This window comes from Zhongshania sp. (assembly GCF_041584495.1).
GTDB lineage: Bacteria > Pseudomonadota > Gammaproteobacteria > Pseudomonadales > Spongiibacteraceae > Spongiibacter.
In genome coordinates this window covers 1-19,218 of sequence record NZ_JBFHDY010000003.1, presented here as the reverse complement: position 1 = coordinate 19,218, position 19,218 = coordinate 1, and the positions used below count along the sequence as shown (strand labels likewise).

General features: G+C 52.4%; 19 protein-coding genes. 6 read left to right on the top strand and 13 right to left on the bottom strand.

The window, feature by feature from the left end:
- Positions 1–73: 73 nt before the first annotated feature.
- The 4 genes from trpE to trpC are packed head-to-tail and all read left to right on the top strand — an operon-like array spanning position 74 to position 4,012.
- Positions 74–1,570 (top strand): anthranilate synthase component I, encoded by a 1,497-nt coding sequence (gene trpE / locus ABYP33_RS00920; protein WP_373087252.1) that lies wholly within the window; start codon positions 74–76, stop codon positions 1,568–1,570.
- Positions 1,570–2,154, top strand: coding sequence for an aminodeoxychorismate/anthranilate synthase component II (locus tag ABYP33_RS00915; RefSeq protein WP_373087249.1), 585 nt, complete (start codon positions 1,570–1,572; stop codon positions 2,152–2,154). Before trpE ends, ABYP33_RS00915 begins: the two co-directional genes overlap by 1 nt.
- A gap of 5 nt (positions 2,155–2,159) precedes the next feature.
- Positions 2,160–3,209, top strand: coding sequence for an anthranilate phosphoribosyltransferase (trpD, locus tag ABYP33_RS00910; protein WP_373087441.1), 1,050 nt, complete (start codon positions 2,160–2,162; stop codon positions 3,207–3,209).
- The gene (gene trpC / locus ABYP33_RS00905; RefSeq protein WP_373087246.1) at positions 3,206–4,012 is read left to right on the top strand and encodes an indole-3-glycerol phosphate synthase TrpC; all 807 of its coding nucleotides are present in this window, start codon (positions 3,206–3,208) and stop codon (positions 4,010–4,012) included. Before trpD ends, trpC begins: the two co-directional genes overlap by 4 nt.
- A 129-nt stretch (positions 4,013–4,141) precedes the next feature.
- On the opposite strand, the gene crp is transcribed toward trpC, so the two are convergent.
- Positions 4,142–4,780, bottom strand: a complete 639-nt coding sequence (crp, locus tag ABYP33_RS00900) for a cAMP-activated global transcriptional regulator CRP (protein ID WP_373087243.1) — start codon at positions 4,778–4,780, stop codon at positions 4,142–4,144.
- A gap of 145 nt (positions 4,781–4,925) precedes the next feature.
- On the opposite strand from crp, the gene ABYP33_RS00895 reads away from it, so the two are divergent.
- Both ABYP33_RS00895 and ABYP33_RS00890 read left to right on the top strand, forming a co-directional pair.
- The gene (locus ABYP33_RS00895) at positions 4,926–5,348 is read left to right on the top strand and encodes an OsmC family protein (RefSeq protein WP_373087234.1); all 423 of its coding nucleotides are present in this window, start codon (positions 4,926–4,928) and stop codon (positions 5,346–5,348) included.
- 2 nt (positions 5,349–5,350) lie between these two features.
- A complete protein-coding gene (locus ABYP33_RS00890; protein ID WP_373087231.1) occupies positions 5,351–5,758 on the top strand; it encodes a VOC family protein in 408 nt (135 codons plus the stop codon).
- Between the two features lie 68 nt (positions 5,759–5,826).
- On the opposite strand, the gene coq7 is transcribed toward ABYP33_RS00890, so the two are convergent.
- From coq7 to ABYP33_RS00830, 12 genes are all read right to left on the bottom strand, one after another.
- Complete coding sequence (gene coq7 / locus ABYP33_RS00885) at positions 5,827–6,468, bottom strand: 2-polyprenyl-3-methyl-6-methoxy-1,4-benzoquinone monooxygenase (RefSeq protein ID WP_373087228.1); 642 nt, start codon at positions 6,466–6,468, stop codon at positions 5,827–5,829.
- A gap of 35 nt (positions 6,469–6,503) precedes the next feature.
- On the bottom strand, positions 6,504–9,341 hold the full coding sequence (locus tag ABYP33_RS00880) for a response regulator (RefSeq protein WP_373087225.1): 2,838 nt from the start codon (positions 9,339–9,341) through the stop codon (positions 6,504–6,506).
- Positions 9,292–10,569, bottom strand: coding sequence for a phosphoribosylamine--glycine ligase (gene purD, locus ABYP33_RS00875; RefSeq protein WP_373087221.1), 1,278 nt, complete (start codon positions 10,567–10,569; stop codon positions 9,292–9,294). The genes ABYP33_RS00880 and purD overlap by 50 nt, the downstream gene beginning before the upstream one ends.
- Before the next feature lie 168 nt (positions 10,570–10,737).
- Positions 10,738–12,318, bottom strand: a complete 1,581-nt coding sequence (purH, locus tag ABYP33_RS00870; RefSeq protein ID WP_373087218.1) for a bifunctional phosphoribosylaminoimidazolecarboxamide formyltransferase/IMP cyclohydrolase — start codon at positions 12,316–12,318, stop codon at positions 10,738–10,740.
- A 60-nt stretch (positions 12,319–12,378) separates the two neighbouring features.
- Positions 12,379–12,687 (bottom strand): DNA-binding transcriptional regulator Fis, encoded by a 309-nt coding sequence (gene fis / locus ABYP33_RS00865; RefSeq protein WP_373087215.1) that lies wholly within the window; start codon positions 12,685–12,687, stop codon positions 12,379–12,381.
- Positions 12,684–13,679, bottom strand: coding sequence for a tRNA dihydrouridine synthase DusB (gene dusB, locus ABYP33_RS00860; protein WP_373087212.1), 996 nt, complete (start codon positions 13,677–13,679; stop codon positions 12,684–12,686). Before dusB ends, fis begins: the two co-directional genes overlap by 4 nt.
- A gap of 130 nt (positions 13,680–13,809) precedes the next feature.
- The gene (locus tag ABYP33_RS00855) at positions 13,810–14,613 is read right to left on the bottom strand and encodes a zinc-ribbon and DUF3426 domain-containing protein (protein ID WP_373087210.1); all 804 of its coding nucleotides are present in this window, start codon (positions 14,611–14,613) and stop codon (positions 13,810–13,812) included.
- 22 nt (positions 14,614–14,635) lie between these two features.
- Positions 14,636–15,520, bottom strand: a complete 885-nt coding sequence (gene prmA / locus ABYP33_RS00850) for a 50S ribosomal protein L11 methyltransferase (RefSeq protein WP_373087207.1) — start codon at positions 15,518–15,520, stop codon at positions 14,636–14,638.
- An 86-nt stretch (positions 15,521–15,606) separates the two neighbouring features.
- Positions 15,607–16,947, bottom strand: coding sequence for an acetyl-CoA carboxylase biotin carboxylase subunit (gene accC / locus ABYP33_RS00845; RefSeq protein ID WP_373087204.1), 1,341 nt, complete (start codon positions 16,945–16,947; stop codon positions 15,607–15,609).
- 47 nt (positions 16,948–16,994) lie between these two features.
- Positions 16,995–17,444: an acetyl-CoA carboxylase biotin carboxyl carrier protein gene (gene accB / locus ABYP33_RS00840; protein ID WP_373087200.1), complete on the bottom strand. Its 450-nt coding sequence runs from the start codon at positions 17,442–17,444 to the stop codon at positions 16,995–16,997.
- A gap of 39 nt (positions 17,445–17,483) precedes the next feature.
- Entirely contained in the window at positions 17,484–17,924 is a 441-nt protein-coding gene (gene aroQ / locus ABYP33_RS00835; protein ID WP_373087197.1) for a type II 3-dehydroquinate dehydratase, read from the bottom strand.
- Between the two features lie 182 nt (positions 17,925–18,106).
- Positions 18,107–19,218: protein-disulfide reductase DsbD family protein (locus tag ABYP33_RS00830; RefSeq protein WP_373087194.1), on the bottom strand; the 1,112-nt coding region annotated here is incomplete at its 5' end.

Sequence of the window (19,218 nt, the reverse complement as noted above, 5' to 3'; positions counted from 1 at the left end):
TTGCCGTCGATGGCGATGGTAGCTATTGCAAAAGCAAACTGGCAAACCGACCCACCATTTTTAAGGATTTATCATGCAAGCCCAGCGATATAATGAACTGGCGCAGCAAAGCTATAACCGTATTCCGGTTTATCGCGATGTGTTGGCCGACCTCGATACCCCCCTCAGTGCCTACCTAAAGCTCGCTGCCGAGCCCTACAGTTTTCTATTTGAATCCGTTCACGGCGGTGAAAAATGGGGCCGTTATTCAATTATTGGCCTCGGTGCGCGTACCGTATTGCGTGCTGAAGGTTTAACAGTCACGGTCCATCGCGAAGGTAAATTAATCGAGTCCCACGAGTGTGACGACCCACTGGCCTTTGTCGAGGCCTTTCAAGCTCGTTATCAAGTACCGGATCTAGATGAGCTTCCGGCGTTTTATGGTGGCTTGGTCGGTTATTTTGCCTATGATTGCGTGCGGTATATTGAACCCAAATTAATGGCGACAACGCCACCTGATGTATTGGGTACACCGGATATTTTGTTGATGGTGTCTGAGGAATTGCTGGTTTTTGATAATCTTTCTGGCGTTGTTAAGATTATTACCCATGCCGATCCTGCTGATCCTGGGGCCTATGACAAAGCTCAGGAACGTCTCGATTCCTATGCGCAGATGTTGCGAGGCTTGTCGCCTATGCTGCCAGAGTTGAATCTGGGCGCCGATGGCGTCGCTGAAACGGATTTTGTTTCTAGTTTTGGTGAGGATAAATTTAAAGAAGTCGTCGAGAAAGTGCGCGACTACGTTCTTGCTGGTGACACCATGCAGGTGGTTTTGTCTCAGCGCCTGAGTATTCCTTTTGATGCCTCACCGCTGAATTTTTATCGCGCTCTGCGCCATCTGAATCCGTCGCCCTATATGTATTACCTCAACTTGGAAGACTTCCATATTGTTGGTTCTTCACCGGAAATACTGGCGCGCTTGGAGCTTGGCGAAGTCACCGTGCGGCCGATTGCTGGTACCCGCCGCCGGGGTCATAACGACGCAGAAGATTTAGCGCTTGAACACGAGCTACTCGCTGATCCCAAGGAAATTGCTGAGCATTTAATGTTGATCGATTTAGGCCGTAATGACGCGGGTCGAGTGGCCAAAACAGGTACGGTAGAGCTCAGCGATAAAATGGTGGTTGAACGCTATTCCCATGTGATGCATATCGTCTCGAACGTGCGCGCTCAAGTGCGCGATGATATTACCGCCATGGATGTACTCCGCGCGACCTTACCGGCAGGTACCTTGAGCGGTGCGCCCAAGGTGCGAGCCATGGAAATTATCGACGAGCTTGAACCCGTTAAGCGCGGAGTCTACGGCGGCGCTGTCGGCTATTTAAGCTGGAATGGCAATATGGATACCGCCATCGCAATCCGCACAGCTGTTATTAAAGATGGTCAGCTGCATATTCAAGCTGGCGCCGGCATTGTTGCCGATTCTCAGCCTAGACTGGAATGGAAAGAAACGATGAATAAGGCGCGGGCGGTATTTAAAGCGGCGTCAATGGTACAGAGCGGTGTGGCCAACAACGTGGAGGCGTCATAATGTTATTAATGATCGATAATTACGACTCCTTTACTTATAACGTGGTGCAGTATTTTGCTGAGTTGGGCGCCTACGTCAAAGTGGTTCGCAATGATGAAATCAGTATTGAGGAGATTCAGGCATTGGCGCCGACGCACCTCGTGATTTCCCCTGGCCCCTGCACACCTAATGAAGCCGGTATTTCCATGGCGGCAATCGAAGCCTTTGCGGGCAAGATTCCGGTGCTCGGTGTTTGTCTTGGGCATCAGAGTATTGGTCAGGTGTTTGGCGGCAAAATTGTGCGGGCTAGGCAGGTGATGCATGGTAAGACTTCACCGATGCACCACCACAACAGTGGCGTATTTAGCGGTTTGCATAATCCCTTAGTCGCAACCCGCTACCACTCGCTGGTCATCGACAAAGTCAGTCTGCCAGACTGTTTGGAAATAACTTCATGGACCCAGCTCGAAGACGGCAGAGTCGATGAAATTATGGGCGTGCGTCACAAGACACTCGATGTTGAGGGGGTGCAGTTTCACCCTGAGTCCATTTTGTCTGAACAGGGCCATGACCTGTTTAAAAACTTTTTGGAGCGCGGCGTATGACGGCCATGACAATAACCGCTGCCCTCGGGCGGGTGGTGCAAAACATAAGTCTGAGTACAGATGAGATGACGGCGGTGATGAGCGACATCATGACGGGCAAATGCACCGACGCCCAAATTGCCGCGTTTCTTATTGCACTGCGGATGAAAAGTGAAAGCCTCGATGAGATTGAAGGTGCAGCGCGAGTGATGCGCAAATTGGCGATGCCAGTGAATATTAGCGGCTTAAGGAATGTGGTTGATATTGTTGGTACCGGTGGTGACGGCGCTAATTTATTTAATGTCTCTTCGGCCAGTACTTTTGTGGTGGCGGCGGCGGGGGCGCATGTGGCAAAGCATGGCAATCGCTCGGTGTCCTCAAAAAGCGGTAGCGCAGATCTACTAGAAGCGGCGGGTATTCAGCTCAATTTAAACTCAGAGCAAGTGGCCCGCTGTATTCGTGAGGTGGGTGTTGGTTTTATGTTTGCGGTTAATCACCACAGCGCAATGAAATACGCTATTGGCGTTCGCCGCGAAATTGCCCAGCGCACGATTTTTAATATTTTGGGCCCGCTGACCAACCCCGCGGGCGTGACGCGCTTGGTCTTGGGTGTGTTTAGCAGCGAGCTGTGCAGGCCCTTGGCTGAGGTACTGCAGCGTTTAGGTGCGGAGCATGTGATGGTGGTCCATGCCAAAGACGGCTTAGACGAGATTAGCTTGGCCTGCGTGAGCGAAGTCGCCGAGTTAAAAGACGGCGAAATAACGGAGTATTTACTCTCACCCGAAGACGTGGGAATTAAAAGTCAAAGTCTTGTGGGGCTGGACGTAACAGATAGCGCGGGCTCCTTGGCGCTGATTCGCGATGCCCTAGGTAAGCGCAGTACCGAAGCGGGCAAAAAGGCCGCCGACATGATCGCTTTAAATGCGGGCGCGGCGCTCTATGTTGCTGGCGTTACCAGTACTTTAAAACAAGGCGTTGCGCTGGCTGAAGACACCATTCATGGTGGCCAGGCTTTAGAAAAAATGGGTGAACTCGCTGCCTTTAGTCAGGGCTTAATTGGCGGATCGCAAAAATGAATTCGTCATTAAATACGCCAACAATTTTAAAGAAAATTATTGATCGTAAGCGCGAAGAAGTTGCTGAGCGTAGCGCTAACGTTGCTATTACCACGCTTAAAGAGCAAATTAAAACAGCCTCGGCGCCACGGGGCTTTGTTCGGGCAATGGAGGCGAAGTTAGCGGCCGGGCAGTCGGCAGTGATTGCCGAGATTAAAAAGGCCTCGCCCTCCAAGGGCGTTATTCGCGAAGATTTTCATCCTGCTGAGATTGCCGCTAGCTACGAACGCGGCGGCGCGGCGTGTTTATCAGTGCTTACCGATGCCGACTTTTTTCAGGGCTCAGAAGCTTATCTGCAGCAGGCGCGAGCGGCGTGTTCGCTTCCGGTAATTCGTAAGGACTTTATCGTTGATCCTTATCAAGTTTATGAGGCGCGAGCAATTGGTGCTGATTGCATCCTATTGATTGCTGCGGCACTGAACGACGCCGACATGGCGAGCTTGAATGCACTGGCCGTTGAATTGGGGTTGGATGTATTGATAGAGGTGCATAACGCCGAAGAGTTGGCGCGTACTTTACCGTTGGGCAATCGTCTTATCGGCATTAATAATCGCAATTTGCATACTTTTGAAACCACGCTAGAAACGACGTTTAATTTGTTAGCTGATATCGGCGACGAATTTTTGGTGGTGACCGAGAGCAGTATTCACACCTCTGCAGACGTGGCGGCAATGCGCCGTAAAGGTGTGAATGCATTTTTGGTGGGCGAAGCGTTTATGCGCGTTGACGAGCCGGGCGAGAAATTGGCTGAGTTATTTACCTGAGAGGCCGCTTAACGCTGGATGGGAGACGGCAAACGCTAAGACTGGTGCTTTGCCGCCGATCCTGTTCCGCGTGAGAAAGATGGAAGGCCGCACTTGCTGTTGCATCTCCCGTCCAGCATTAGGCGAAACCTAGCGTGTACCAAACACGACCATGGTCTTACCTTTCACGTTAACTAAGCCCTGTTCCTCTAGGGTTTTCAAAACACGGCCAACCATTTCTCTTGAGCAACCGACAATCCGGCCGATTTCTTGGCGGGTAATTTTGATCTGCATACCGTCTGGGTGAGTCATTGCGTCGGGTTGCTTGCACAGGTCAAGTAAAGTGCGGGCGACTCGGCCGGTAACATCTAAAAAGGCGAGATCGCCGACTTTGCGGGTAGTTAAGCGCAAGCGCTTAGCCATTTGTCGGCCCAGGGCTAATAAAATATCGGGATATTGTTCGCTGAGTTCGCGGAATTTACTGTAGCTGATTTCTGCGATTTCACACTCGGTGCGGCTTTTGACTAATGCGCTGCGTGTACTTGGGCTGTCTTCATCAAACACGCCCATTTCACCGAAAAAATCGCCTTTGTTTAAATAAGCGACAATCATTTCGCGTCCTTCATCGTCTTCTATAATGACGGTGACAGAGCCTTCGGTGATGTAAAACAAGGCGTCACTGTCATCGCCAGCGTAAATTAGGGTACTTTTACTGGGGTAGCGGCGTCGGTGGCAGTGAGCTAAGAAGCCTTCTATATTTGCGATTTCTGGTTTTAGCGGGTTCAGCACGGTTGTGGGGTCTCTTGATCTAACAGAATGTCCAATGCGTGTGTTTCGGGTCTAAGTATGACCTGCTTTGGTGTTGATGGCGAGCCTGAATACTAGGGGCTGTGGTAAGCTTAGGCTAATTTATACAAGTCGCAAAGAGGGCGGAATGAAAGCAACAGTGAAGTGGGTTGATGGTGCTATGTTTTTGGCTGAATCGGGTAGTGGCCATTCGGTCGTCATGGATGGCCCGGAAGATCACGGCGGTCGCAATATGGGTGTTCGCCCGATGGAGATGCTGTTACTTGGTATGGGCGGTTGCGCCTCCTTTGACGTAATGAGTATGCTTAAAAAGTCGCGACAAGACGTATTGGATTGTCGCTGCGAGCTAGCTGCTGAACGTGCCGACGCTGTACCAGCGGTGTTTACCAAAATTCATCTGCATTTTGTGGTGAGCGGCAAAGGCCTCAAAGAGACTCATGTTAAACGCGCGGTCGAGCTCTCAGCTGAAAAATACTGCTCAGCTTCAATTATGATGGAAGCGGCGGGTGTAGATGTGAGTCACAGTTACGAGATTGCTGGCGAGGAATAGCTATGTTAAATCGGCCTAATGCCCATGCAGGCTTGCGTCATCTTGCGCTGTTTGTAGCGAACTTTGATGAAACCCTGCATTTTTATACCGAGCTATTAGGAATGGCGGTTGAGTGGCAGCCGGACCCCGATAATATTTATTTGTGCTCTGGCTGCGACAACCTCGCACTGCATCGCTATCAGGGCGGGGAGCGCCCTGTCGCGGGGCAGCGCTTAGATCATTTAGGCTTTGTCATTGACCGTATAGACGACGTCGATGCCTGGCATGCTTTTTTGCTCGAGAATGGCGTTGCCATCAAGGCCGAGCCTCGCACTCATCGCGACGGCGCCCGTAGTTTTTACTGCCTCGATCCCGATGGGAATTTGGTGCAGATGATTTATCATCCGCCGATAAGTGCCAGGTATGCGTGACGGGAGACGCATAAAATGTGGGCGTACTTTTAAGCGTTTACCGTCTCCCGTAACGCGTCGCGCAGCCTTTAAACGTAATAGGTACTCCCCGTCATCACCTTCGCCATTAAACTCATTGCCTTTTTCACTGGTGCGGGGAACACGTGTCCGCCCGCGTCAATTGCCATTGTGGCATGGGCTGCTTCGTCTTCTAACATTTGGGTGATGATGGCGCGAGATTTTAGGTCGTCTTCGGGTAAGGTATTAAGGTGTTCCCGCAGGTGTGCGCAGACTTGCTCTTCCGTGGCGGCGACAAAGCCGAGACTGATGCGGTCGCTGATTGCGCCAGCGCCGGCGCCGATAGCAAACGAAGCCATATAAAAGAGCGGGTTGAGGTGGCTGGTGTGACTGCCGAGTTCTTGCAGGCGTTGTTCACACCATGCTAAGTGGTCAATTTCTTCATCGGCTGCTTGTTCCATGGCGGTTTTGACGGCCGCATTTTTTGCGGTGAGCGCCTGGCCTTGGTAAAGGGCCTGAGCGCAGACTTCTCCGGTGTGGTTTACACGCATGAGCCCAGAGGCGTGGCGGCGCTGTTGTTCTTCGCCTTGGTGAGTATTGAGGGCGTGGCTGGGATTGCTGCGTTTGGCCGTCGCGCTGCCTCTCACCAATGTTTTTAAGCTGCGCTCAGCGCTCATTATAGCGCGGTCGAGTAGGGAATATTCGCGAGTCATTTTGATCCTCCGTCAGACATTATACGCCACTTTTGCTATTGCGGTGCCGGTGTCTGTGGCGTGCTCACGGTTGTTTTGGTGTGTTGGTAGCCAGTCCAGCGTTTGATTGCTTCGGCGAGTTCCCACAAGCGAATGGGTTTGACTAAGTGTAAATCCATTCCTGCTCGCAAATAGCTGTCGCGCTGTTCGTCTAGGGTATTGGCGGTTAGCCCAAAAATTGGGGTGCGCTCGCGGCCTTCTTCGCCTTCGAAGAGACGAATTTGCCGCGTTGCTTCAGCGCCGTCCATGATTGGCATTTCAATATCCATAATCACAAAATCGAAACGACCACGAATAAATGAGTTCAATGCTTGTTGCCCATTTCCAACGTGGTGTACGTCAATGCCTAAGCTGCTCAGCATGCGCGTTAGCACTTGGGCGTTGGTTGGATTGTCTTCGGCAATAAGGCATTTGAGTGATGATAAGTTCAGTGCGTCAGTGCTGTATTGATCTGGCGAGCGATGATTAATACTTGCGTCGAAATGGCATTCCGCTAATAGCGCGCTGCGCAGTGCGACGCTGCTCAACGGTTTACTCAGCACGCGCCGAATACCGGCGTTTTGTAATTCGTCGCGATCAAAGTTGATGTTGGCGTGGGCGAGCATCAGGCTGATGGGCTGTTGATTTTCGGCTTGACTGTCATCGCATATTCGCTGAGCTAGCTTTAAACCGCCCCCTGGGAGCGCTTGGTCGATTAATAGAATGTCTATCGGCGCATTGAGTAGTAGCTGATTGCGCGCTATCGCTACGGCGGCATTATCACTGTTTGCTGTGAGCACTTGCATACCCCAAGTGCTGCATTGCTTACTGACTACCTTGCAAAAGGTTTGGTTGCTGTCCACAACGAGCAGGCGTTTACCTTGGAGAAGCTCGGTGCCTGCAGTGCTGCCTTGCTCCGAAATTTTAGGAACGCCAAGCAGCAGGGAAAAGCTCAGAATATGAGCACCGTTTGGTGAGGTGCGGACATTGACTTGGCCTCGCATTAAGCTAATGAGCTGGGTGGCGATGGCAAATCGTGCATTGGTGATACTGCTATCATTGCTAATTGAGCGGCTTAGGGCTTGTTTCTCTTGGGTGCTAAAGGCCTTGCCGCGATGGCTTAGGTCAAAATATGTCAGTCCGGCCTTGGTCTCTGACGGGTAGACTTTCAGTAAAATATAGCCTGATTCAAAATGTTCAAATGCACTGTTCATCACGTGGGATAATAATTGCCGAATTCGGGATGGGTCGCCGATCAGTTGTTCCCTGACTTCACTGTCAATATCACAAATTAATTCGATGGCTTGTTCAGCGGCAATATTGCGGAATCCGGCAAGGGACTCGTCGATGATTTCGGGTAAGTTGATCAGTTGATTGCTGAGTTCAACGTCACTTTCGCTAAAGCGTACTGCCTGACTGGCCTCGTCAAGCAACTGCAGCAGTTCGTGGCTAGAGCGCTGTAACGTGCTGATATAGTCTTCTTGGCTAGCGGTTAAGCGCGTGTCGTGGAGCAATTCTGTTACGCCGATCATGGCGCTTAGCGGGGTGCGAATATCGTGGGTAATGCGGGCTAATATATCGGTTTTGGCGCGATTCACTTCACCGAGGACGGCAATGTGTTGATCGTCTTGCGCTTGTTTACGTTGGCGTAGATGGTGGCGAGTAAACAATAGGCACGTTTGACTAATAGCGGCACTCGTTGCCAGCGCTATCATCGCGGTGTTGATTAAGGGGATATCGCTGAGGTTTAGAAAGTAGCTAAGAAGGGCTACTGAGTAAAGTAAAATGACGACTGCACGGGTAGTTAAATAATAAATAATCAAACGGCTGTAACTCACTAAGTAGCAGTGCAGCGACATGATAAATAAGAGTAAAACATTGGCGGGTATGAGTGTGTGTACAAGGATCGTGGCGCTGCGCCCGTCGCTGATTAAACCAATGGCGATGGCTAAGGTGTTTATTAGTATCGCTGTCCGGATAATCGCTGGCCAGTGCTGAGCGCGATTCACCGGAAATACCGGAAAGCTTTGCGCGTAGAGTAGTTCTAGGGTGCAGATCGCCAGTAAGGCAGTGATTAAGCTTGCACCCCGCCACGGCGGAATTAGTCCTTGAGCCTCGCCAATATAACCCCATGCGAGTAATTGACAGACAATGATGAGTCCGCAATTCAGGGCTTGGTAGATAAAAAGCCGGTCTTTGTACAAAAATGCACTGACAAGATTAAATAGCAGCAGTAAAACTAACATGCCGTAGAAAGCGGCATTAGTAAATTCACGTTTACTTACCTGGCCAAGGAAGCTCGCATAGCTGTGTAATTCAATAGCGATGCGTCGTGCAATCGGGGATTCGATACGCAGGTAAAATGTACTTTGGCTATTTGCCGCAACGGGGATGGCAAATAGGGCCTCGCTGCGAATTAATTTGCTTGTGGGAACCGGCGCGACGATTTCCCCCTCGCGATACACTTCAATATGGTTGGCGTCACTTGGTTGAATCTGCAACAACTGTTGCTGGGTTTCGTTGCTGGTATTGCGCAGCGTGAAGCGGAACCAGAGGCGACCAGTGGCGCTTGAAAGCTGGAAGTCAGCAATGCCGCTAGGCCTAAATTGGGTGTTTAATTCTGGTTGTTGGATCGCGTCGATACGATAGCGCGCGTTGGGGTCCATCAGAACATCGGTGTAGTCCGCGAGATTTGTATTGTTTTGACTTGAATCGAGGACGAGCACTGGCGCAGCTAAGCTGGGAGTGCTAATGCACAGCAAAAGCAAGCCCAGACAGCGGCGCAGGCGGCGGTACGACCGAGACTTATTTACGGTCGATGGCGCGGTAGGCGATGTCGTTGCGATAGAAGGCATCCCGCCACTTTATCTGTTTCGCTGCTGCGTAGGCAAGCTGCTGGGCATCGGCAACGCTACTGGCCATGGCAGTGGCGCAAAGTACGCGGCCGCCGTTGGTGACTAGCTTGCCGTTGGTTAGGCGTGTGCCAGCATGAAATACCTTGCTACAGTCCGTTTCTGCGGGAATGCCGGTAATGACCTCGCCCTTAGCGTAATCGCTGGGGTAGCCGCCCGCAGCCAAGACCACGCCGACGGCGGGGCGCGCGTCCCAGTCAGCAGTTACGGTGTCGAGTTTGCCAGCAATCGCCGCTAAGCAAAGCGCCGCTAAGTCTGATTTTAACCTAAGCATAATGGGCTGGGTTTCGGGGTCACCGAAGCGGCAATTGTATTCAATTACTTTAGCTTCGCCCTGGGCGTTAATCATTAGCCCAGCATATAAAAATCCAGTGTAGCGATTACCTTCGCTAGCCATACCGCGTACGGTGGGAATGATAACCTCATTCATTACTCGTTGGTGAATTTCCGGCGTAACCACTGGTGCGGGGGAATAAGCGCCCATACCGCCGGTGTTGGGGCCGGTGTCGCCGTCGCCAACCCGTTTGTGGTCTTGGCTGGTAGCCATGGCGAGAATGTTTTCGCCGTCGACCATCACGATAAAGCTGGCTTCTTCGCCTTCGAGAAACTCTTCAATAACCACGCGGCAACCGGCGTCGCCAAAGGCATTGCCAGACAGCATGTCGCGCACTGCAGCTTCAGCCTGGGCGAGGGTTGCGGCAACGATTACGCCTTTGCCGGCGGCGAGACCATCGGCTTTAACCACAATCGGCGCACCCTGTTCACGCAAATACGCCAGTGCGGGTTCGAGTTCGGTAAAGTTTTGGTAGCTGCCGGTGGGGATTTGGTGACGAGCGAGAAAGTCTTTGGTGAAGGCTTTGGAGCCTTCAAGTTGCGCGGCGCCCTTGGTGGGGCCAAAGCAAGGTAGGTTGCGAGCTTGGAAAAAATCAACAACGCCTTCAACTAAGGGGGCCTCAGGGCCGACGATGGTGAGGCCGACCTGATTGTTCTCGGCAAAGTCGGCTAGTGCGGCAAAGTCGTTAATAGCAATGGCCACATTTTCAATATTGGTGTCTAAAGCCGTGCCGGCATTGCCGGGGGCCACAAATACGGTTTCAACTTGTGCTGATTGAGCAACCTTCCACGCTAGCGCGTGTTCGCGGCCGCCGTTGCCAATGATGAGTACATTCATATGTTTGGGTGAACGCTTGATGGGGGATGGGAGGCGCAAGGAAAGGTCTCTCTTCTACTATCTGCGTTCATACTCCTTTATTTCTATAATTGATTGTAAAATTGAATGGGGGCAGGGGCGTCTTTGGCGTCTCCCGTCTAAAATCTTCCGTTCGAGCATCTAGCGCGATTAGTGCCGGAAGTGGCGCATACCGGTAAACGCCATCGCAATGCCGTATTCGTCGGCAGCGGCGATCACTTCTTCGTCGCGAATTGAGCCGCCAGGCTGGATCACGCATTTAATACCGGCAGCGCCCGCGTTATCCAAACCGTCCCGGAAGGGGAAGAAGGCGTCGGAGGCCATGACTGCGCCGGCCACTTGTAAGCCGGCGTGCTCGGCTTTGATTGCTGCGATGCGGGCCGAGTTGATACGGCTCATTTGGCCAGCGCCGACGCCGATGGTCTGACGATTTTTGGCGTAGACTATGGCATTGGATTTCACGAACTTAGCAACCTTCCAAGCGAAGATCATATCGTCTATTTCGCTGGGCTCGGGCTGGCGCTTGGTCACAATCTTAAGGTCGGCGGCGGTAATCATACCGAGATCGCGGTCTTGTACTAGCAGGCCGCCATTAACGCGCTTGTAGTCGAAGGTGGGGTTGCTCTTGTCCCACTGGCCACAGCTTAGCAGGCGCAGATTTTTCTTCTCTGCGATGATGGTCGCAGCTTCTTCGCTAACGGTAGGTGCAATAATGACTTCAACAAACTGGCGGTCGCAAATGGCCTTGGCAGTGGCGGCGTCGAGTTCGCGATTAAAGGCGATAATACCGCCAAAGGCCGACTCGGGATCAGTGGCAAACGCCAGGTCATAAGCTTCGCCGATACCGTTTAGCGAGACCGCGACACCGCAGGGGTTGGCGTGTTTAACAATAACGCAGGCCGGTTTCACAAAGGACTTAACACATTCCAGCGCGGCGTCGGTGTCAGCAATATTGTTGTATGACAGGGCTTTGCCTTGCAGCTGCGTTGCGGTGGCAACAGAGGCTTCGCTAGGGTGGCGTTCAACGTAAAATGCAGAATCCTGATGGGGATTTTCGCCGTAGCGCATGTCCTGGGCTTTAATAAACTGGCTATTAAAGGTGCGCGGGAATTTTTCAGTGCCACTGGGCGCCAGCCGACCAAAGTAATTGGCGATCATACCGTCGTAAGCGGCGGTGTGTTCATAGGCTTTAATGGCTAAGTCAAAGCGGGTGTCGAGGTGGGTGCAGCCGTCATTGGCCTGCAGCTCATCTAAGATAACTTGATAGTCTGTTGCATTAACGACAATGGCCACGTCACGGTGATTTTTAGCCGCAGCGCGAACCATGGTCGGGCCGCCGATATCAATGTTTTCTACTGCGTCTTCCATGGTGCAACCGGGTTTGGCAACGGTGGCTTCAAAGGGGTAGAGGTTGACAATAACCATGTCGATTGCCTCAATGCCGTGCTCGACCATAATGCCGTCATCAATGCCGCGACGACCGAGAATGCCGCCGTGTACCTTGGGGTGCAAGGTCTTAACGCGGCCATCCATCATTTCGGGGAAACCCGTGTAATCGGATACTTCGGTCACTGCGATGTCATTCTGCTTAAGCAGGGCAAACGTGCCGCCAGTAGAGAGTAATTCAACACCAAGTTTGCTGAGTTCGCGAGCGAATTCAACAATGCCGGATTTGTCGGAAACGCTGATGAGTGCGCGCTTTACGGGACGGGCCTGATTGTCAGTAGTCATGCAGAGAGTGTTACCTTAAGGTTTAAAAAGTGTGCTGAAATTGGTGTTCAGAGCAGCCAATTACAAGAGATCATATTGTTTGAGCTTTTTGCGCAAGGTGCCGCGATTCAATCCCAGCATTTGCGATGCGCGGGTTTGGTTGTTGCGGGTGTAGCGCATGACTTCTTCGAGTAGTGGCGCTTCTACCTCCGATAAAACCATATTGTAAACATCGCAAACGTCCTGACCGTCAAGATTGGTCAGGTAGTTGTTGAGGGCGATGGCGACACTGTCACGCAAGGTTTTTGCCTTGCTAATATCGTCTGCCGACGGCGTTTGGTTGGCGCTGACCTCAGTCATCACTGCGGTGTCTGTGCTGGTTAAGTTCATGCTGCTGCGTCCTGTAGAGTTTGGCCGTGCTGTTCAAAGTAGCGATGTACAGCATCTAGTTGTGCACTGGCAGATTCAAGGCGATTGAATTCACTGCGAAAGCCAGTGTTGGCGTCGTGCTCCTGCAAATACCATGCGCAATGTTTACGCGCGATTCGCAGGCCGTTCTGTTCTCCATAAAAATGGTGTAGCGCGCTGAGATGACTCAGCATAATTGCTTGTATTTCTGCCGTGGTCGCGGCCGGAGCCAGAATGCCGGTGCTCAAATAGCTGGCTATTTCACGGAATAACCATGGTTTACCCTGCGCGCCACGGCCGATCATTACGCCGTCGGCGCCGGTGTAATCCAGTACATATTTAGCGTGCTCGGCACTGGTGATATCACCATTGGCGAATACGGGGATGCTAACCGCCTGCTTAATCGCGGCAATCGTATCGTACTCGGCCATTCCCAGATATCGGCATTGTCGAGTACGACCATGCACTGCCAGTGAGCTAATGCCGCAATCTTGCGCAAGTTTCGCAATGGCGAGGCCATTGCGTTGGTCCGGTGACCACCCAGTGCGAATTTTTAATGTCACTGGAATATCTACTGCAGCAATGACTGCTTTGAGTATTTGCTCAACTAGCTCAGGTTCCTTTAATAAAGCGGAACCGGCGGCGCGCTTACACACTTTTTTCGCTGGACAGCCCATATTGATATCAATGATATCGGCGCCCATTTCCATACAGCTTCTTGCGGCTTCTGCCATCATCGCAGGCTCTGCACCGGCAATTTGCACCGCGCGGGGCGTATTGTCGTCGTGAGCTAGGCGTAAATGACTTTTGCGCGTATGCCAGAGCTGCGTGTTGCTAATCACCATTTCCGACACAGTTAAACCTGCGCCAAATTCCCGACACAATCTGCGGAATGGCAGGTCAGTAATCCCCGCCATCGGCGCCAATACAGCGCGAGCAGGAAGCTTGTGAGGACCAATCTGGATCATCGCCATGCCTGAAAAAAAAGGGTGCTTAACAGTGGGAAAACAGGGCAGCTATGATACTCGCTTGCGGACTTTACCGGAAGACTTGCGCTCAGAAAATAACCAACTCTGAGTGTGAAAGAAGTGCACAAATGGGGCTTTACGGCAGCAGTTGTAACTGGTAGTTCACGGCATTGGAGCCTGGGTCAACGATTTCTAGCGCAATGTGCACCGGCTGCTGGCTGGCAAGATTTGATAGCGCGTTAAGTTCTCCGGCGAGGTACTCGCGGGGTTGAAACACTCTGCTGGCAAGGGTTTGGCCATTTATGTCGCTGAAGTGCAGCTTCAGGGCTGGGAAGGGGCCTGGTTCGGCACTGCGATTTAATAAAATAGTATCGACTATAAGTGCGTTGGCGACACTAGGGTGTTTGCGAACCAGAAGGTGGGTACTCACTACGTCGCCCAGTTGGCGTGCTTCGGGCGCTTTGTTCTCGCACAGTAGCGGGTGCAGTGGGCATAGCTGCTGTAAATAGTCACCAGCGGGGCTGGCGAATACAGCGTCCTTTTGCCAGAGCGCAACTTGCCCGGCCAGTGCCAGTAGGGCGACGAAATTCGCCATTATCCAAGGCCAGCGTCGGGGCTGGTGACGCTGGCGATGGTGTTCAAAGTCATGGTTTAGGGTGCTTAAACCGGCAATAAGGTCTAGGGGGGAGTCGGCGGCCGCGTCACCTTCAGCGTGGCTCGTCTTGGCAGACTCGAGCGCGGCTTGTTGTGGCGCGGCGGTGGATAAATGCGCTTTTGGCGTGTTTGCCGTTGTCGCATTGAAAATGCTCATGCACACGCCGCAACGCAATAAACCGCCAGCGGCATTCAGTTGCTGGGGCTTGAGCCGAAAGCGTGTCATGCATTGGGGGCATGACACGCTTTCGGCTACGTCAGTCGGTGTATGGTGTTCGGTAGACATGAGTTCAATGTGCTTAAGTAGTTTAGGGTTTTTTCTTGCCGTTGATGCGGACCCATTCGTCCTTGGCAATCAGTTCTAGTGCATTAAACCACTGTCGGTAGCAAGTCAGCAATTCTTGGGCCTGGCTATTGAGAATACCCGATAGACAAATCGGCGCTTCGGGACTTAGCGCTGCCGCTAAGTTGGGGGCTAGTGAGATTAGCGGGCCTGCGAGGATATTGGCAACCATCACGTCGCCATGCAAATCGCTGGGTATTTGCTCTGGGAGCAGACAGTCGATACGGTCGTGGTCGATATTATTGCGCTGAGCATTGTCGCGGGTTGCGAGCAGTGCCTGCGGGTCGTTATCGATGGCAATGACTCTTTTTGCGCCGAGTAGCAGCGCTGCAATTCCTAAAATGCCTGAGCCGCAGCCGTAGTCGATAACGGTTAAGCCGTCGAGATTTTGCTGATCTAGCCACTGCATGCAAAGCCACGTGGTGGGGTGGGTGCCGGTGCCAAAGGCGAGTCCGGGGTCGAGTAATAGATTCACCGCGCTGGGGTCCACTGGCTCCCGCCAGCTTGGGCAGATCCACAGGCGCTCGCCGCATTGAATGGGGTGGTAGCTGTCCATCCACTCCCGAACCCAGTCGCGGTCTTCCAGTATTTCACTGCGGTGGGGTGGCAGCGCTTCGCCTAATTGGGCTTCTAAGGCGACGAGAACGGCATCCATATCGGTGTCGGCGGTGAATAAACCGGTTACCCGAGTTTGTTGCCACATGGGGGTTTCACCCACGCCCGGCTCGTACACGGGTTGATCGGCGTTGTCTTCCATGGTCACTGCTGCGGCGCCTATTTCCAGCAGGGCATCTTCTAGCGCGGGTGCAGAGGCTGGGTTGGTGTCTAGGCGTAGTTGTAACCATGTCATAGGGCTAACTCTTTCTGAAATATAATGATGTTGGCAGAATGTAAAAAAGGGGCCGAAGCCCCTTTAAGTATGCAGCTTAAACTATTTTACAGTTTAAGCTTCTTTTCTAGGTAGTGAATACTTACGCCACCTTCGCGGAAAGCTGCATCGCGAACCAGATCCCGATGTAAGTCGGTATTGGTGCGAATACCGTCTACCACCAGCTCATCCAATGCATTGCGCATGCGGTTGAGGGCGATTTCGCGATTGTCTCCCCAGGTGATGATTTTGGCGATCATCGAGTCATAATGAGGGGGAACGGTATAGCCGCTGTAAAGGTGCGAGTCGACCCGTACGCCTAGGCCGCCCGGCGCATGGTAATGCTTAATCAAGCCGGGGCAGGGCATAAAGGTTTTAGGGTCTTCGGCATTTATCCGGCACTCAAAGGCGTGGCCTTTGACTTTGATGTCGTCCTGAGTGATGGACAGTTTCTCACCGCCAGCAATTAACAGCTGCTGCTGGATAAGGTCGACACCGGTGACCATTTCACTGACAGGGTGTTCAACCTGAATACGGGTATTCATCTCAATAAAGAAGAATTCGCCGTTTTCGTAGAGGAATTCGAAGGTGCCAGCGCCACGGTAATTAATGGCAATACAGGCATCAACACAAGACTTGGCGACTTGGGCGCGAATCTCGTCGGGAATGCCCGGTGCTGGCGCTTCTTCCAATACCTTTTGGTGACGACGCTGCAAAGAGCAGTCGCGGTCGCCTAGGTGAATAGCGCTTCCTTGGCCGTCTGCCAAAACCTGGATCTCGACGTGGCGGGGGTTTTCGAGAAATTTCTCGATATATACCGTGCCGTCGCCAAAGGCAGCGCTGGCTTCAGACTGCGTGACATAAACGGCGTTGAGCAGTGCCGCCTCGCTGTGAACTACTCGCATACCGCGGCCACCACCGCCAGCAGCCGCCTTAATAATGACGGGGTAGCCGATACGCTTGGCTACTTTTAATGTGTGTTCATTATCATCGGTGATGGGGCCATCGGAGCCAGGTACCGTCGGTACGCCAGCTTTTTTCATGGCTTTTATCGCAGAGACCTTGTCGCCCATCATGCGAATAAGGTCGGGTGTGGGACCAATAAAGATAAACCCACTTTTTTCAACTTGTTCAGCGAAGTCAGCGTTTTCGGCGAGGAAGCCGTAGCCGGGGTGAATGGCGACGGCGTCGGTGACTTCTGCCGCGCTGATGATAGCTGGAATATTCAGGTAGCTCGCGGGCGATGGCGCGGGGCCAATACACACGGCCTCGTCGGCTAGACGGACATGCATCAGGTCGCGGTCGGCGGCTGAGTGTACTGCTACCGTTTTAATACCCAATTCTTTGCAGGCGCGCAAAATCCGCAGGGCAATTTCACCACGGTTGGCAATGACGACTTTTTTAAGCATTTGGAATCAATCCCTCTTTTGGTGCTTTGATCGTAGTTATGCCGGTGTTACACAATGGTGATCAAGGGCTGGTCAAATTCCACGGGTTCAGCGTCGTCAACCAAAATGGCCTCGATTACGCCGGACTTGTCTGCTTCAATTTGGTTCATCATTTTCATGGCTTCAACGATGCAGATGACATCGCCAGCTTTGACGTGCTGGCCAATTTCAACAAAGGCGGGTGAAGACGGTGACGGTGAGCGGTAGAACGTACCGACCATGGGCGACTTGATTAAATGACCGCTGGGACCTTGCGCTTCAGCTGGAGCGGCTGGTGCCGGGGCTGCTGGCTGTGGCGCGTATTGCATGGGCTGTTGCATATACTGTGGAGCCACCATGCCTTTGGCGGCGCTATTGCGGCTGATGCGCACTGACTCTTCGCCCTCCTTTATCTCTAACTCGTCGATATTCGATTCTTCGAGTAACTCAATTAGCTTTTTTACTTTTCTAATATCCATAGAAGCTCTCTTTAAATGTGAGTGAAATGATTGGTTTTGTTATTCGCTTAACTGGCTTATAGCTGCTTGCAAGGCGTATTCATAACCCGCAGCGCCCAGGCCGCAGATGACCCCTTGGGCAATATCTGAAAAATAAGAGTGATGACGAAAACTGTCCCGCGCGTGCACATTGGACAAGTGCACTTCAATAAAGGGGATGTCTACCGCCAGCAGGGCATCGCGCAGGGCAATACTGGTATGAGTAAAGGCTGCGGGATTGATAATAATAAAGTTGATGCCTTCAGGGCGCGCCAAGTGAATGCGATCAATTAACTCGTATTCGGCATTGCTTTGCATTGATTGCAAATGATGCCCGGCCGTCTTGGCGGATAGCTGTAACCTAGTGTCAATGTCGGCAAGTGTGGCGCTACCGTAAACGCCTGGTTCGCGACTGCCAAGGAGATTGAGATTGGGACCGTGAAGTACGAGTATCGATGCCATAGGTCACTATATTGCTTAATTCAGGTTGTGCGCAGATTGTGCCTTATTTGGTTTTATGAGTCCAACGCATCCCGTGAATTTTTTAAGATAGCGTGCAGTTAGCCGCAAGTTTGCAGAAGATGACCGGAATTTTGTGCTTCCCAGTGTTTTCGGTGCTAACACTGCGGGCAGCCGGTATCGTCCTACGTTGACTCCTCTAACAAGCTAAGGAGCATCGATTTGCTTAAGACCTGCGGCAAGACGGTGGGGCTGGCAGTGAGATCGGCTGGGAAATATATGTAGAGTGGAATGCCGTTGCGCTGATAATCGGCGAGCAGCTGGGTGATGGCAGGGTCGTAGCGCGTCCAATCGGCTGTGACATAGTGAACATTGTGAAGAATAAAGGCGGCGCGAATCGTATCGGTGCGTAACACCAGCGCTTCATTGGCGGCGCAGGTTATGCACCAGTCGGCGGTAACATCTAAAAACACATTTTGGCCGCTTTGGCGCAGGCGTTGAATTTGGCTGCTATCAAACCCTGTCACATTAGCGTTATTCTCAATCGGCTTGTTGAGACCAATCAGCATAAGGCTTAGTGCGGCAACATAAGAGATCATGGCCAGTATTTTGGTTGTCGGGCCTTGATTGTAGAGCCAGAGGCCAAAACCAATTAGCAGCCAGGCCGATAAAATAAGTGCCATGCCGTTTGCGCCAGTTTGCCGACCAACCACCCAGCTTAACCACACGGCGGTGGCGAGCAGGGGGAAGGCGAGTAGCTGGCGGAGTGTGATCATCCATTGCCCCGGTGTGGGAAGGCGACGCAAGCCAGCGGGGAATAGTGTTAACAACAATACAGGGAGGGCCATACCGATACCGATAAAGCCAAACACCAGTAGTGAAATGGCGGGTGTTTGGCTGGCGGCAAAGCCCACGGCCGTGCCCATAAAAGGCGCTGTGCAGGGGCTGGCGACCACGGTGGCGAGCACACCAGTGAAAAAACTGCCGCTATAACCCGATTGCCGGCTAAGGTCGCCACCTATATTCATCCAGCTGCCGCCAATCTCAAACACGCCGAGTAAGTTCAACGACAGCACAAAGAATAGGCTGGCGAGTAGGGCGACAAACCACGGTGTTTGCAGTTGAAAGCCCCAGCCGATGGCTTGCCCAGCTTGTTGCAGCGCGATTAATACGCCGGCCACCGCAACAAAGCTCAACACTACGCCAGCGCTGTACGCGACACCGTGACTGGCGGGGCTACCGCTGCGGGCATTGGCGAAGCTCAGCACCTTGAGACCCAAAACTGGGAAAACGCAGG